The 14,513-nt window shown below is 63.1% G+C and carries 13 protein-coding genes; 6 read left to right on the forward strand and 7 right to left on the reverse strand.

Annotation, left to right across the window (positions count from 1 at the left end):
• Positions 1 to 234 precede the first annotated feature (234 nt).
• The 5 genes from J3P84_RS02520 to J3P84_RS02540 form a co-directional block, all read right to left on the reverse strand.
• On the reverse strand, positions 235 to 1,398 hold the full coding sequence (locus tag J3P84_RS02520) for a gamma-butyrobetaine dioxygenase (protein WP_434627519.1): 1,164 nt from the start codon (positions 1,396 to 1,398) through the stop codon (positions 235 to 237).
• Positions 1,399 to 1,418: 20 nt separating this feature from the next.
• Positions 1,419 to 1,895, reverse strand: coding sequence for a thioesterase family protein (locus J3P84_RS02525; protein WP_434627522.1), 477 nt, complete (start codon positions 1,893 to 1,895; stop codon positions 1,419 to 1,421).
• Positions 1,896 to 2,041: 146 nt separating this feature from the next.
• The gene (locus tag J3P84_RS02530; RefSeq protein WP_434627525.1) at positions 2,042 to 3,007 is read right to left on the reverse strand and encodes an L-carnitine dehydrogenase; all 966 of its coding nucleotides are present in this window, start codon (positions 3,005 to 3,007) and stop codon (positions 2,042 to 2,044) included.
• 143 nt (positions 3,008 to 3,150) lie between these two features.
• Positions 3,151 to 4,038: a 3-keto-5-aminohexanoate cleavage protein gene (locus J3P84_RS02535; protein WP_434627528.1), complete on the reverse strand. Its 888-nt coding sequence runs from the start codon at positions 4,036 to 4,038 to the stop codon at positions 3,151 to 3,153.
• A 71-nt stretch (positions 4,039 to 4,109) separates the two neighbouring features.
• Positions 4,110 to 5,054, reverse strand: a complete 945-nt coding sequence (locus J3P84_RS02540) for a choline ABC transporter substrate-binding protein (RefSeq protein ID WP_434627531.1) — start codon at positions 5,052 to 5,054, stop codon at positions 4,110 to 4,112.
• Between the two features lie 193 nt (positions 5,055 to 5,247).
• Between J3P84_RS02540 and J3P84_RS02545 the strand changes: the two genes are divergently transcribed.
• Entirely contained in the window at positions 5,248 to 6,207 is a 960-nt protein-coding gene (locus J3P84_RS02545; RefSeq protein ID WP_434627534.1) for a GlxA family transcriptional regulator, read from the forward strand.
• A gap of 183 nt (positions 6,208 to 6,390) precedes the next feature.
• Here J3P84_RS02545 and J3P84_RS02550 read toward each other — a convergent pair whose 3' ends face one another.
• Positions 6,391 to 6,807, reverse strand: coding sequence for a DUF3010 family protein (locus tag J3P84_RS02550; protein ID WP_434627537.1), 417 nt, complete (start codon positions 6,805 to 6,807; stop codon positions 6,391 to 6,393).
• A gap of 57 nt (positions 6,808 to 6,864) precedes the next feature.
• On the reverse strand, positions 6,865 to 7,266 hold the full coding sequence (locus J3P84_RS02555) for a lysozyme inhibitor LprI family protein (protein WP_434627540.1): 402 nt from the start codon (positions 7,264 to 7,266) through the stop codon (positions 6,865 to 6,867).
• 232 nt (positions 7,267 to 7,498) lie between these two features.
• Between J3P84_RS02555 and J3P84_RS02560 the strand changes: the two genes are divergently transcribed.
• From J3P84_RS02560 to J3P84_RS02580, 5 genes are all read left to right on the forward strand, one after another.
• Positions 7,499 to 8,476 (forward strand): dipeptidase, encoded by a 978-nt coding sequence (locus J3P84_RS02560; protein WP_030139307.1) that lies wholly within the window; start codon positions 7,499 to 7,501, stop codon positions 8,474 to 8,476.
• 79 nt (positions 8,477 to 8,555) lie between these two features.
• A complete protein-coding gene (locus J3P84_RS02565) occupies positions 8,556 to 9,086 on the forward strand; it encodes a DUF5943 domain-containing protein (protein ID WP_018612374.1) in 531 nt (176 codons plus the stop codon).
• Between the two features lie 15 nt (positions 9,087 to 9,101).
• Positions 9,102 to 11,162 (forward strand): dimethylglycine demethylation protein DgcA, encoded by a 2,061-nt coding sequence (gene dgcA, locus J3P84_RS02570; protein ID WP_434627543.1) that lies wholly within the window; start codon positions 9,102 to 9,104, stop codon positions 11,160 to 11,162.
• A 170-nt stretch (positions 11,163 to 11,332) separates the two neighbouring features.
• Positions 11,333 to 13,282 (forward strand): dimethylglycine demethylation protein DgcB, encoded by a 1,950-nt coding sequence (dgcB, locus tag J3P84_RS02575; RefSeq protein ID WP_434627546.1) that lies wholly within the window; start codon positions 11,333 to 11,335, stop codon positions 13,280 to 13,282.
• A complete protein-coding gene (locus J3P84_RS02580) occupies positions 13,282 to 14,502 on the forward strand; it encodes an electron transfer flavoprotein subunit alpha/FixB family protein (protein ID WP_434627549.1) in 1,221 nt (406 codons plus the stop codon). The genes dgcB and J3P84_RS02580 overlap by 1 nt, the downstream gene beginning before the upstream one ends.
• Positions 14,503 to 14,513: the final 11 nt, after the last annotated feature.

Genomic DNA, 14,513 nt, shown 5'->3' on the forward strand with positions numbered 1-14,513 from the left:
GGCCCCAAGCTGAATCACGATGGTTTGGTCACCCTCGCGCAACGGCTCCTCCAGTAACGCTCCTGCCCCGATCCTGTCACGGCTTGATCGGGGATTTTTTTGTCTGTGTGAATCAGCGGGAAATGAGTTGTCTGATCGGGTGCTTTCGCGAGCAGGCTCGCTCCCACATTAGATTTTGTGATCGACACAGAACCCTGTGGGAGCGAGCCTGCTCGCGAAGAACGATGACGCGGTTTATCTCTGCAACACCAGAATCCGCGACAGCAACTCATCCCGATCGACATAACACCCCTGCAAGTGTCGCGCCCCGGAGGCTGGGTCGAACGCATTGCGCGCGTGGAGGGTGCGACGGTTGTCGAAGCACCAGAGCTGGCCGGGTTCAAGCCTTTGTACCAGGCGAAACCGAGGCTCGCGGGTCAGGGCAATGAAGCGGCGATAGGCTTGATAGAGCCTGGGCATCTGCTCCACCGACGTATCGAACGGTCCGCGCAAGAAATTCGCCATGCGGATTTCCGAGACCTGCCCCAGCGTATCCAGGGCGATGATCGGCGCCAGGCAGCGGTAGTCGCTGTGGCGATCCTTGTTGCGAAATTCCACCGGGATCTGGCACAGCGCGTCGAAGGCTTCGGCGTCATCCCGGCGCAGCGCCTGGGCGATGGCGAAACCGTCGACGAAGATGCTCTCGCCACCGTCGGCGTCGTTCACCAGGCAATGCAGGAACTGCAAACCCGGCTGCAGTTCCCGTGTTGGCAGGTCGCTGTGCAGCGGCAGATTGAAGGCGGTATAGGCGTTGCTGTCGGCATCGGCCTTGGACTGCACGTTGAACAGCACGCCGAAATTGCTTTCGCGGATAAAGGAAATGCGCTGGGCAATCAGTTTCAGCGAGCCGGGTTCGGTGGGGACGCCCCGTACCTGGGTCAGGCCGATGTCGCGTACTGCCAGTAGCCATTTCAGCAAGGTGTCGGCGTCCTCCATCAGGGCCTGGTATTCGAACACTGGCAGTGACAGATCGTGCTGCCATAGTTGGCGTTGTGGTCTGCCCGCCAGTCGCTCGGCCCTGGATTGATCGTCATAGGCATGGGCGCGCAACCAACCCGGGTCGAAAAGGCTCTGATGGCCGTCCTGCCAAACCACGTGTAGGCAGCCCGCGCCGTCGATGTCGATTGCGCCGGGCGTCAGGTCTTCCGGGACGTCGACGATCTCCAGGACCTGCTCGCGGGTGACGCTGTAGACACACTGCGCGCAGGGGCAGTTGTCCCGCAGCCATTGATGGTGAAACGGGCTGATCCGGCCGTCGGCCCACGTGACGTGGACCCGGTCGCCCAAGGGTGTTACAGCGCTCAATGCCTGGACAAGAGGGTAGCGTCGGAAGTCGGCAATAGCGGCGGCGATGTTCATGGCGGTCTCCTGTTCGAGACTTATCGGGCGGGCGGCAGGGCGATGACACGGCCTATGTAGTTCGGGGCCGGCAGGTCGGATTGGCTGTCGATCAGGGCTTTGAGTCGGCCCAGGGTCTGCTCGGTGAAAGGCGCTGAGCGCGGGCCGGCCAGGTCGACGTGCAGCAGCATCTGCTCATTGCCGGCCAGCTCTTTGTCTCCGCCCACCAGGTGCAGGCTGTGGTAGAGGTGCAGGCGTTTGGCGTCGTGGCCGATGAGTTGTGTGTGCACCTCTACCTCGGCCCCGAGCTTCACTTCGTGGAGGTAGTTCAGGTGCAGTTCGAGGGTGAACAGAGAATGGCCGCTGGCTTCGCGGTTCTGGCTGTCCAGGCCGAGCTGGTCCATCAGCGCGTCGGTCGCGTAGCTGAAGATCAGCAGGTAGAAGGCATCGCGCAAGTGACCGTTGTAGTCGACCCATTCCGGGAGGATGGGGGTTTGGTAGGTGGTGAGAGCGGGCATGAGGGTGGGTTCCGATTGTTGTGGCGATTGGGAGGACGCCATCGCGAGCAAGCTCGCTCCCACAGGTTTTGTAAACGACACAGAGCCAATGTGGGAGCGAGCTTGCTCGCGATGGGGCCAGACCTGCTGGCCCAAAAAACCAAGGGTTACTCGGCGAAGGCCATTCCATGCTTTTCCTTGGTGGCCTTCACCGCCTCCAGCACCGCCATCAGGCAATCATCACGATAGCGCTCCAGCGCCGAAATGCTGTGGCGCCCCAGTTGCTCACTCGTCCCTTCCACCACATCGTCGATCAGTTTCTCGGTCAGCTCCGGCGCCGGCAGGTAGGTCCACGGCAATTGCAGCGCCGGGCCGAACTGGGCCATGAAATGGCGCATCCCGGCATCGCCGCCGGCCAGGGTGTAGGTCAGGAAAGTGCCCATGAACGACCAGCGCAGGCCGGCGCCAAAACGAATGGCATCGTCGATTTCGCCGGTGGTCGCCACGCCGTCGTTGACCAGGTGCAGGGCCTCGCGCCACAGCGCTTCGAGCAGGCGATCGGCGATGAAACCGGGGACTTCCTTGCGCACGTGCAGCGGGCGCATGCCAAGGGATTCGTAGACCTGCATCGCCGCTTGCACGGCTTCAGGCGCGGTGTGCTTGCCACCGACCACTTCCACCAGGGGCAGCAGGTAGACCGGGTTGAATGGATGCCCGACCACGCAGCGCTCCGGATGAGTGGAGTTTGCATAAAACTCGCTCGGCAAAAGCCCCGAGGTGCTCGAGCCGATCAGCGCATCCGGCTTGGCGGCGGCGCTGATCTGGGCGTGCAGCTCAAGCTTGAGCTCCAGCCGCTCGGGTGCGCTTTCCTGAATGAAATCGGCATCGCGCACGCATTCCTCGACGGTCGCAACAAAGCGCAAGCGATCCTGCGATGCGCCGGGGGCCAGGCCGTGTTTTTCCAAGGCACCCCAGGCGTTGGCGACGCGTTTGCGCAAGGCCGCTTCGGCACCCGGCGCCGGGTCCCAGGCGACCACGTCCAGGCCGTGGGCCAGGGCGCGGCTGATCCAACCGCTGCCGATGACGCCGCTGCCCAGGGCGGCGAAGGTTTTGATGTTGGTGATGAAGCTCATGGTGGTTTCCTGAAAAGAGTGAGGGTCACCTGTGGGAGCGAGCTTGCTCGCGATGGCGGCGGTGCATCTGACGCATCTTTGACGGTCGGACTATCGCTATCGCGAGCAAGCTCGCTCCCACAGGGAAGACGGTGGAGATTTGGTTAGCCGCGCTGGGTCAGGCCCATTTTCTTGCGGCCCTCAGCCGGCGTAAGCACGCGCGCGCCGAGGCGGCTGAGGATTTCGCCGGCACGCTCCACCAGTTGTCCATTGGTGGCGAGTACGCCTTTGTCCAGCCAGAGGTTGTCTTCCAGCCCGACCCGCACGTTGCCGCCCAGCAAAACGGCCTGTGCCGCCATCGGCATTTGCATGCGGCCGATACCGAAGCCGGCCCACACCGCATCGGCGGGCAGGTTGTCGACCATGGCCTTCATGGTGGTGGTATCCGCCGGCGCGCCCCACGGGATACCCAGGCAGAGCTGGAACAATGGGTTGTCCAACAGGCCTTCCTTGATCATCTGCTTGGCGAACCACAGGTGCCCGGTGTCGAAAATCTCCAGCTCGGCCTTGACCCCCAGCTCGGTGATGCGCTTGGCGCCGGCCCGCAGTTGCGCCGGGGTGGAGACGTAAATGGTGTCGCCGTCGCCGAAGTTCAGGGTGCCGCAATCCAGCGTGCAGATTTCCGGCAGCAGCTCCTCGACATGGGCCAGGCGGGTCAGCGGACCCACCAGGTCGGTGTTGGGGCCAAATTCCATTGGATTTTCCCCCGCACCGATTTCCAGGTCGCCGCCCATGCCGGCGGTGAGATTGACGATGATGTCGACGTCGGCCTCGCGGATGCGCTCCATCACTTCGCGGTACAGCGCCACGTCGCGGCTGAATTTGCCGGTCTGTGGGTCGCGCACATGGCAGTGGACCACGGTGGCGCCGGCCTTGGCCGCTTCGACGGCCGCAGCGGCGATCTGTTTCGGGGTGACCGGCACGTGCGGGCTCCTGGCGGTCGTGTCGCCAGCACCGGTGAGTGCGCAGGTGATGATGACGTCGTGGTTCATGGTGCGGATTCCTTCAGGCGTGGTGAGTCACCGCGCAGCCCTTTGGAGCTGCGCAGAGGGATAACGGTTGATCAGTTGCTGGTCAGTTTCAGGTTGTCGATGGCCGGCTTGCCGTCGAAAGTGGTCACGCCTTCGAGCCAGCGCTGCTTGTCTTGCGGGTGGTCCTTCAGCCATTGCCGGGCGGACTCCAGTGGGTCCTTGTGGTCGAGCAGCGGCTGCATCATCCGGCTCTCGTCTTCGGCGCTGAAGGTCAGGTTGCTCAGCAGGCGGCTGACGTTCGGGCATTGCTCGGCGTAGTTCGGCGCGGTGACGGTCCAGACGCTGGCCATGCCTTCATTCGGGCCGAGGGCGTCTTCGCTGCCGGTGAGATAGGTCATATGCACGTTGACGTTCATCGGGTGCGGCGCCCAGCCGAAGAACACCACGGCTTCCTTGCGCCGCACGGCGCGGTCCACCGCCGCGAGCATGCCGGCCTCGCTGGACTCGACCAGCTGGAACTTGCCCAGGCCAAACTGGTTCTTGGCGATCATCGCTTTGATCTGGGTGTTGGCACCGGAACCGGGCTCGATGCCGTAGATCTTGCCGCCCAGCTCTTTTTCGAATTTGGCGATATCAGCGAAGGTCTTCAGGCCCTTGTCGGCCAGGTAAGTGGGTACGGCCAGGGTGGCGCGGGCGTCCTTCAGGCTCGGCTGCTCCAGCACCTTGACCTGCTTCGCCTCGACGAACGGGGTGATGGTCTGGGTCATCAGCGGGTTCCAGTAGCCCAGGAACAGGTCCAGGCGCTGGTCGCGGATGCCGGCGAAAATGATCTGCTGGGAGGCGCTGGTCTGCTTGGTCTTGTAACCGAGGCCATCGAGCATCACTTGGGTCAAGGCGCTGGTGGCAATGACGTCGGTCCAGTTGACCACGCCCAGGCGCACGTTCTGGCAGGCAGCGGGTTCGGCTGCGAGGGCTGTCTGGTTCAGGAGAGACGTGGCGCTGATTGCAAGAACGCAGTAGCTGATCAGGTGTTTCATTGTCAGGTTCCTCGGCAGCTTGTTGTTATGGGTTCCGGCATCTGCGCGCCGGTGATGCCAAAGTACGCAGCCGGGCCCCGCGCAAAACGCACAGCGGCGACCTGCTCTTGCACTGCAGCGACCTGTGCGCTTGAAGGACGCTTGCAAGTGGCGTATCAAGGTCCGCACGCTGCCCGTCAACCGAGTGCGCTCCATGTCCCAGGATTTTTATTTCTTGTTGATGCCGGGTTTCTCGGCCATCGGTTTCATCTCGGCCATCGAGCCCTTGCGGGTCGCCAACCGTTTTCGCGGCGAGCTGTACCGCTGGCATGTACTGAGCGCCGATGGCGGTGCGGTGCTGGCGAGCAACGGCATGTCGGTCAACGCCGACGCCGCGCTGGAGCCGCTGAAGAAGGGTGCGACGCTGTGGGTCGTGGCGGGTTTCGAACCGTTGAAATTTGCCAGCCCGGCGTTGGAGCGCTGGTTGCATCGACTGGACAATGAAGGTGTCATCCTTGGCGGTATCGACACCGGCAGCGTGGTCCTGGCCGAGGCGGGGCTACTGGATGGCCACCGGGTGACGCTGCACTGGGAGGCGATCGAGGCGTTCAAGGAATCTTATCCACAGCTCGGCGTGACCCAGGAACTGTTCGAGATTGACCGCCGTCGCATCACTTGCGCCGGCGGCACCGCCTCCATCGACCTGATGCTCGACCTGATCGGCCAGGCCCACGGCCCGGAGCTGGCGATCCAGGTCAGCGAGCAATTCGTGCTCGGTCGCATCCGTCCGCGCAAGGATCACCAGCGCATGGAAATCGCCACGCGCTACGGCATCCGCAACAAGAAGCTGGTGCAGGTCATCGGCGAGATGGAGACCCATAGCGAACCGCCCTTGAGCACCCTGGCCCTGGCCGAGTCGATCAACGTGACGCGGCGTCAGCTGGAGCGCTTGTTCCGGCTGCACCTGAACGACACCCCGAGCAACTTCTACCTGCGCCTGCGCCTGGAAAAGGCCCGGCAACTGCTGCGTCAGACCGACATGAGCGTGCTGGAGGTGAGCATCGCCTGCGGGTTCGAGTCGCCGTCGTACTTCACCCGCAGCTATCGGGCACGGTTTGCCCGGTGTCCACGGGAGGATCGGCGACGGCAGGGGGATGAGCGGGAGGTGGTTTGACAGGTTTTCATAGTCTGGAAATACACCGTGGCGAGGGGGCTTGCTCCCGCTGGGCTGCGGAGCAGCCCCAATGTCATCGACTCAATCAACCTGACACACCAGGGTGCCGGGTTTCGGGGCCGCTGCGCAGCCCAGCGGGAGCAAGCTCCCTCGCCACGGGGTGCTGTGTTCGGCTGGGAGGGTCTATTTCTTCATCAGTGCCGAGCAGGCTGCCTTGTACGCCTCATGCTGATACTTGTTCAGCGTCGCCGGCAGGACGAAGTCGTGTTTCTTGCTCTGCGCGTTGATGGTCTGCGGCGACAGCAGCGTCACCTCGCAACCTTCCAGCAGCTGAAAGATACCCTCGATCTTGAACGTGGTCGGCCCGCCGGCGAATTCACCTTTCTTGCTGCGCTTCTTGATGGCGATGCGTTCGATGCCGTTGTCCGTCACGAACGCCCGAACCTGCGCGGCAAAGGCCTTGACGTTGGCGGCTTCGTCATCGTCGTCAAGGGCGATTTTCTTGGTGCTGAGCGCGACGTGGCTCAACGCCTGCTGGTCCAGCGAGGCAACGGCGATGATCGCTTCGCTGCCTTTGATTTCGATGCCGCAAGTTTTCATGTGAATCCCTTTACCGAAGATGCACACAGCTTACCGTGCTGAACGGCTTCTTATGCATCACTCCTGCCCAATCGACTCCAAAAACTCCGACCGGTCATCGCTCACCTGGGCCATGCAGTCGTTTTCGGCGATTTTGTAGGCGTCGCTGCCAGGTTTGGCCGGGAAGGCGGCGATCGCGCAGTCGGCTTCGCGCTGCTTTTGCCACAGTTGCTGGGCGGCCTTGATCTTGGCGCTGATGTCGTTGAGCTGGGCCTTGTCGCTGGCGTAGCGGGTTTGCAGGCGTTCGTTGAGGCTTTGCAGGTTTTCGTTGAGCAGTTGTTCGGCGGCGGCTTTGCCGTAGGCCGAACAGGCCAGGGTCTGGACGTCGTTTTCAACTTCGTCGCAGGGGTTGGGTTCGGTGTCTTCGGTCGCGTGGGCGACGGTGCTGATCAGTGCCAGGGCGAAGAAAATCGATTTCATCGGTTGTCGCTCGAGTCCGGTTGAATCCAGTGGTGCAGCGGATTCTGGCGCAAGCGTCGGGTAAAGAACAGATGGGCAGGGTGGGCCTGTCGCAGCCCATTGTCGCGGATTGACGCTTTCGGCAATTCCCCTGTCGTTTTTGCACCCGGTCGCGACGGCCCTCAGGCATATGCTGGCCCCAAAGCGCCGGCACACGATTCGGCGCATGAATCGCCAACAAGGGGACTGCCTGATGAGCCCAGCCGAATTGCACGCCGACAGCATCGTTATCGACGGGCTGATCATTGCCAAGTGGAACCGTGACCTGTTCGAAGACATGCGCAAGGGCGGCCTGACCGCAGCCAACTGCACCGTGTCGGTGTGGGAAGGTTTCCAGGCCACCATCAACAACATCGTCGCCAGCCAGAAACTGATCCGCGAAAACAGCGACCTGGTGATCCCGGTGAAGACCACCGCCGACATCCGTCGCGCCAAGGAGCAGGGCAAGACCGGCATCATCTTCGGCTTCCAGAACGCCCATGCCTTCGAGGACCAGCTCGGCTATGTCGAGATCTTCAAGCAGCTGGGCGTCGGCGTGGTGCAGATGTGCTACAACACCCAGAACCTGGTGGGCACCGGCTGCTACGAGCGCGACGGCGGCCTGTCGGGCTTCGGTCGTGAAATCGTCGCCGAGATGAACCGCGTCGGCATCATGTGCGACCTGTCCCACGTTGGTTCCAAGACTTCCGAAGAAGTCATTCTCGAATCGAAGAAGCCGGTCTGCTACTCCCACTGCCTGCCGTCCGGTCTGAAAGAGCACCCACGCAACAAGTCTGACGAGGAACTGAAGTTCATCGCCGACCACGGCGGTTTCGTCGGCGTGACCATGTTCGCGCCGTTCCTGGCCAAGGGCATCGATTCGACCATTGATGACTACGCCGAAGCCATCGAATACACCATGAACATCGTCGGCGAAGACGCCATCGGCATCGGCACTGACTTCACCCAGGGCCATGGCCAGGATTTCTTCGAGATGCTGACCCACGACAAGGGCTATGCCCGTCGTCTGACCAGCTTTGGCAAGATCATCAACCCCCTGGGCATCCGCACCGTGGGCGAGTTCCCGAACCTCACCGAGACGCTGCTCAAGCGCGGTCACCCGGAGCGGGTGGTGCGCAAGATCATGGGCGAGAACTGGGTCAACGTTCTCAAGGACGTCTGGGGCGAATAAACCCCGCTGCGTCACCGAATCCTTTACCTGCGGCCACTCGCGCCGCAGGCACATCACGAATTTCCGGAGTCACGTTTTCATGGCCAAGATCGCCCCGCAACTGCCTATCGAAGTCGACAGCGAAACCGGTGTCTGGACCTCCGACGCCCTGCCGATGCTATACGTGCCGCGGCACTTCTTCGTCAACAACCACATGGGTATCGAGGAAGTGCTGGGCGCCGATGCCTACGCCGAAATCCTCTACAAGGCCGGCTACAAATCCGCCTGGCACTGGTGCGAAAAAGAAGCCGAATGTCACGGCCTGGAAGGCGTCGCGGTGTTCGAGCATTACATGAAGCGCTTGTCCCAGCGTGGCTGGGGCCTGTTCAAGATCCAGGACATCGACCTGGATAAAGGCACCGCCAGCGTCAAGCTCGAGCATTCAGCGTTCGTCTACGTGTACGGCAAGGTCGGGCGCAAGGTCGACTATATGTTCACCGGCTGGTTCGCCGGCGCCATGGATCAGATTCTCGCCGCTCGCGGCAGCCAGATCCGCACCGTGGCCGAGCAGGTCTACGGCGGTTCCGAAGAAGGCCACGACGACGGCCTGTTCATCGTCAAGCCGTTGTAAGTCGAGGATCGCGCCATGGCTTTTGAAGCAATGTTCCAGCCGATCCAGATCGGCAAGCTGACCATCCGCAATCGCGTGCTCAGCACCGCGCACGCCGAGGTCTACGCCACCGACGGCGGCATGACCACCGACCGCTATGTGAAATATTACGAAGAGAAGGCCAAGGGCGGCATCGGCCTGGCAATCTGCGGCGGCTCGTCCGTGGTTGCCATCGACAGCCCGCAGGAATGGTGGAGTTCGGTGAACCTGTCCACCGACCGCATCATCCCGCACTTCCAGAACCTGGCCGACGCCATGCACAAGCATGGCGCCAAGATCATGATCCAGATTACCCATATGGGTCGTCGCTCGCGCTGGGACGGTTTCAACTGGCCGACCCTGATGTCGCCGTCCGGCGTGCGTGAGCCGGTGCATCGTGCGACCTGCAAGACCATCGAGCCGGAAGAAATCTGGCGGGTGATCGGCAACTACGCCCAGGCCGCGCGCCGGGCCAAGGCCGGTGGCCTGGACGGCGTAGAGCTGTCCGCCGTGCACCAGCACATGATCGACCAGTTCTGGAGCCCGCGGGTCAACAAGCGGACCGACGAGTGGGGCGGCACTTTTGAGGGGCGCATGAAGTTCGGCCTGGAAGTGTTGAAGGCCGTGCGCGCCGAAGTGGGTGACGATTTCTGCGTGGGCATGCGCCTGTGCGGCGACGAATTCCACCCGGACGGCTTGTCCCACGAGGACATGAAGCAGATCGCCAAGTACTACGACGACACCGGCATGCTCGATTTCATCGGTGTGGTGGGCTCGGGTTGCGACACCCACAACACCTTGGCCAACGTCATCCCGAACATGAGTTATCCACCGGAGCCGTTCCTGCACCTGGCCGCCGGTATCAAGGAGGTGGTCAAGGTTCCGGTGCTGCATGCGCAGAACATCAAGGACCCGAACCAGGCCACGCGGATCCTCGAGGGCGGCTACGTCGATATGGTCGGCATGACCCGCGCCCACATCGCCGACCCGCACCTGATCGCCAAGATCAAGATGGGCCAGATCGACCAGATCAAGCAGTGCGTCGGCGCCAACTACTGCATCGACCGCCAGTACCAGGGCCTGGACGTGTTGTGCATTCAGAACGCCGCGACCTCCCGTGAATACATGGGCGTGCCGCACATCATCGAGAAATCCACCGGGCCGAAACGCAAAGTCGTGGTGGTCGGTGCCGGCCCGGCCGGGATGGAAGCGGCGCGCGTGGCCGCCGAGCGTGGGCACGACGTGACGCTGTTCGAGAAGAAGGAATTCATCGGCGGGCAGATCACCACCGCCTCGAAAGCCCCGCAACGGGACCAGATCGCCGGTATCACCCGCTGGTTCCAGCTGGAGCTGGCGCGGCTGAAAGTCGACCTGCGCCTGGGCGTGGCGGCGGATGCGCCAACCATCATGGACTTGCGTCCGGACGTGGTGGTGCTGGCCGTCGGCGGCCACCCGAACGTCGAGCAGAACGAACACTGGGGCGCCGCCGAAGGGCTGGTGGTCAGCAGTTGGGACGTGCTCGACGGCAAGGTTGCACCGGGCAAGAACGTGCTGGTCTACGACACCATCTGCGAGTTCACCGGCATGTCGGTGGCGGACTTCCTCGCCGACAAGGGCAGCCAGGTCGAGATCGTCACCGACGATATCAAGCCAGGCGTGGCCATTGGCGGGACGTCGTTCCCGACCTATTACCGCAGCATGTACCCCAAGGAAGTGATCATGACCGGGGACATGATGCTGGAGAAGGTCTACCGCGAAGGCGACAAACTGGTGGCGGTGCTGGAGAACGAATACACCGGCGCCAAGGAAGAACGCGTGGTGGACCAGGTGGTGGTGGAGAACGGCGTGCGGCCGGACGAAGAAATCTACTACGCGCTGAAGGAGGGTTCGCGCAACAAGGGCCAGATCGACGTCGAAGCCCTGTTCGCGATCAAGCCGCAGCCGTGCCTTGAGCAGAGTGGCGATGGCTACCTGCTGTTCCGCATCGGCGACTGCGTGGCCCAGCGTAATACCCACGCGGCCATCTACGACGCCCTGCGGCTGTGCAAGGATTTCTAACGGCTTGTGGATAACCCCGTGGGAGCGAGCCTGCTCGCGAATTCATTTTGTCAGTCACTGTTGGATTGACTGATCCAGCGCTTTCGCGAGCAGGCTCGCTCCCACAGGAATCGGGCAAGGCATCCACGCAGTTTGGCCTGCAAGACCCTGGGTCTTTGGGAGCAACACCTATGTTGAACACCCTTCTTCCAATCCTGCTGTTCGCAGCCCTCGGCCTCGCGGCCCTGGGTGCCTTGCGGCGGGTGAACATGTGGCGCCGGGGCCGACCGTCGAAAGTCGACCTGATCGGTGGCCTCTTCGCCATGCCCAAGCGCTACATGGTGGATTTGCACCACGTGGTGGCGCGGGACAAATACATCGCCAATACCCACGTCGCCACGGCGGGCGGGTTTGTCCTGGCGGCGGTGCTGGCGATCCTGGTACACGGTTTCGGCCTGCAGAACCGTATCCTCGGCTATGCCTTGCTGTTCGCCACGATGCTGATGTTCAGCGGCGCGATCTTCATCGCCCTGCGCCGTCGCAACCCGCCCTCGCGGCTATCCAAGGGCCCTTGGATGCGCCTGCCGAAAAGCCTGTTCGCGTTTTCCATCAGCTTCTTCCTGGTGACCTTGCCGGTGGCCGGGATTCTGCCGGCGGACTTCGGTGGCTGGTTGCTGGTGGCGCTGTTGGGGCTGGGCGTGCTCTGGGGCGTCTCGGAGATGTTCTTCGGCATGACCTGGGGCGGGCCGATGAAGCACGCCTTCGCCGGTGCCCTGCACCTGGCCTGGCACCGCCGTGCAGAACGTTTTGGTGGCGGCCGTTCCACCGGCCTCAAGCCGCTGGACCTGAACGACCCCGCCGCACCGCTGGGTGTGGAGAAACCCAAGGATTTCACCTGGAACCAGTTGCTCGGCTTCGACGCCTGCGTACAGTGCGGCAAGTGCGAAGCGGCCTGCCCGGCGTTCGCCGCCGGCCAGCCGCTGAACCCGAAAAAGCTCATCCAGGACATGGTCGTCGGCCTGGCCGGCGGCACCGATGCGAAGTTCGCCGGCAGTCCTTACCCAGGCAAACCCGTTGGCGAGCACGGCGGTAATCCACACCAGCCGATCGTCAACGGTCTGGTGGACGCCGAGACCCTGTGGTCCTGCACCACTTGCCGGGCGTGTGTCGAGGAGTGCCCGATGATGATCGAGCACGTCGACGCCATCGTCGACATGCGCCGGCACCTGACCCTGGAAAAAGGCGCCACGCCGAACAAGGGCGCCGAGGTACTGGAAAACCTCATCGCCACCGACAACCCTGGCGGCTTCGCCCCGGGCGGGCGGATGAACTGGGCGGCGGACTTGAACCTTAATCTGCTCAGCGAGAAGAAATCCACCGACGTGCTGTTCTGGGTCGGTGACGGTGCCTTCGACATGCGCAACCAGCGCACCTTGCGCGCCTTCGTCAAAGTCCTCAAGGCGGCGAAGATCGACTTCGCCGTGCTCGGCCTCGAAGAACGCGACAGCGGCGACGTGGCCCGGCGCCTCGGTGATGAAGCGACGTTCCAGCTGTTGGCCAAGCGCAACATCCAGACCCTGGCCAAATACCGCTTCAACCGCATCGTCACCTGCGACCCCCACAGCTTCCACGTGCTGAAAAACGAGTACGGCGCCTTCGATGGCAACTACCTGGTGCAGCACCACAGCACCTATCTGGCGGAAATCATCGACGCCGGCGCGCTGAACCTCGGCCAGCACAAGGGCGACAGCGTGACTTATCACGACCCCTGCTACCTGGGCCGCTACAACGGCGAATACGAGGCACCGCGCCAGGTGCTGCGTGCGCTGGGCATCGAGGTCAAGGAGATGCAGCGCTCCGGTTTCCGTTCCCGTTGCTGCGGCGGCGGTGGCGGTGCGCCGATCACCGACATTCCGGGCAAGCAGCGTATTCCTGACATGCGCATGGAAGACATCCGCGAAACCGGCGCCGAACTGGTGGCCGTGGGTTGTCCACAGTGCACCGCGATGCTGGAAGGCGTGGTCGAACCACGACCAATGATCAAGGACATTGCCGAACTGGTGGCCGATGCGCTGCTCGAGGATACGACCCCGAGCAAGCCCGTGGCTCCGGCCAAACGTGAACCTGCGGAGGTGCATTGATGAGCGACATCATCCGCCGCGACCCTCGCGCCGAGTGGATCGCCCGTAACCGGCTGCACCCGCTGCACGCGGCCATGCAACCGGTGCAGCACAGCTGGATGGGCCCTAACGGCGTCATTCGCAAGAACGTCCATGGGGTCGGCTTCATCGGCCCCAGCGGCATCAAGCGCATCGACCGCAGCGGCGCCCAGCAGGGCGGCGTGACCAAGCGCACTGCGACCACTGAAGTGCAACTGCCGCTGCATCAGGTGCCGCAACCGGCGTTTTACATCAGTGTGGTCCCGGACATGGTCGGTGGCCGTCTCAGCAGTCACGACCGCGACCTGTTGGGCCTCGCCCATCAATTGGCGGGCGCGGACGGCGCGGTCCTGGCGGTGGTGTTCGGCGAGCATAAAGAGAATGCCTTCGCCACGGCGGGCGTGGACCGCTTGCTGGTGCTTGAGGGCGAGGAATTCAGCGGTTATGCACCGGAACAACGGGTCCAAGGCCTGCGGGCTGTGGATAACCAGTTCAGCCCACGCCATTGGCTATTGCCTGACAGCCGCAGCGGCGGCGGTGAACTGGGTCGGCGCTTCGCCGCGGCCCTGGGCGAACGCCCGGCCACTCGTGTCTGGCAGGTCAAGGGTGAAGAGTGCATCGGCCGGGCCGGTGCTGGCCTGCAAGACCTGGCCCGACCATTGGCGCGACTGATCCTGGCAGCGGCCGAGTGCGCCGAGCCAGTTAGCGAGACCCGCCACGAGGCCTTGCCGGTGGAGTTATCCACAAGCGTGGCGCGCAGCTTGTCGCGGATCGAGGATCTTGGTGCGGTGGCGGTGGATCCGGGCGCGATCCCGATGGCCGAGGCCGAATTCATTTTCTCCGGCGGCAACGGCGTCAAGGATTGGGCGCTTTTCCACAGAACCGCGGCGGCCTTGGGCGCGACCGAAGGCGCCTCGCGGGTGGCGGTGGACGACGGTTTCATGGCCCGCGATCGCCAGGTTGGCGCCAGCGGCACCTGGGTCACCGCACGGGTCTACGTGGCCGTGGGGATTTCCGGGGCGATCCAGCACCTGCAAGGCATCGGTGCCTGCGACAAGGTGGTGGCGATCAACCTTGATCCGGGCTGCGACATGATCAAGCGCGCGGACTTGTCGGTGATCGGCGACAGCGCGGCGATTCTCCAGGCCCTGATCGCGGCGGTAGAGGCTTACCGCAACGAAGCCAGGCGTGATGCGGCTTAAGCTAAGGAAAC

It is taken from the genome of Pseudomonas sp. Z1-29 (assembly GCF_051131995.1).
Lineage (GTDB): Bacteria > Pseudomonadota > Gammaproteobacteria > Pseudomonadales > Pseudomonadaceae > Aquipseudomonas.

What these genes read in the sequence shown, in the direction of transcription:
- J3P84_RS02520 (WP_434627519.1), bottom strand. Translation starts at nt 1,398, where the DNA reads ATGAACATCGCCGCCGCTATTGCCGACTTCCGACGCTACCCTCTTGTC.
- J3P84_RS02525 (WP_434627522.1), bottom strand. Translation starts at nt 1,895, where the DNA reads ATGCCCGCTCTCACCACCTACCAAACCCCCATCCTCCCGGAATGGGTC.
- J3P84_RS02530 (WP_434627525.1), bottom strand. Translation starts at nt 3,007, where the DNA reads ATGAGCTTCATCACCAACATCAAAACCTTCGCCGCCCTGGGCAGCGGC.
- J3P84_RS02535 (WP_434627528.1), bottom strand. Translation starts at nt 4,038, where the DNA reads ATGAACCACGACGTCATCATCACCTGCGCACTCACCGGTGCTGGCGAC.
- J3P84_RS02540 (WP_434627531.1), bottom strand. Translation starts at nt 5,054, where the DNA reads ATGAAACACCTGATCAGCTACTGCGTTCTTGCAATCAGCGCCACGTCT.
- J3P84_RS02545 (WP_434627534.1), top strand. Translation starts at nt 5,248, where the DNA reads ATGTCCCAGGATTTTTATTTCTTGTTGATGCCGGGTTTCTCGGCCATC.
- J3P84_RS02550 (WP_434627537.1), bottom strand. Translation starts at nt 6,807, where the DNA reads ATGAAAACTTGCGGCATCGAAATCAAAGGCAGCGAAGCGATCATCGCC.
- J3P84_RS02555 (WP_434627540.1), bottom strand. Translation starts at nt 7,266, where the DNA reads ATGAAATCGATTTTCTTCGCCCTGGCACTGATCAGCACCGTCGCCCAC.
- J3P84_RS02560 (WP_030139307.1), top strand. Translation starts at nt 7,499, where the DNA reads ATGAGCCCAGCCGAATTGCACGCCGACAGCATCGTTATCGACGGGCTG.
- J3P84_RS02565 (WP_018612374.1), top strand. Translation starts at nt 8,556, where the DNA reads ATGGCCAAGATCGCCCCGCAACTGCCTATCGAAGTCGACAGCGAAACC.
- dgcA (WP_434627543.1), top strand. Translation starts at nt 9,102, where the DNA reads ATGGCTTTTGAAGCAATGTTCCAGCCGATCCAGATCGGCAAGCTGACC.
- dgcB (WP_434627546.1), top strand. Translation starts at nt 11,333, where the DNA reads ATGTTGAACACCCTTCTTCCAATCCTGCTGTTCGCAGCCCTCGGCCTC.
- J3P84_RS02580 (WP_434627549.1), top strand. Translation starts at nt 13,282, where the DNA reads ATGAGCGACATCATCCGCCGCGACCCTCGCGCCGAGTGGATCGCCCGT.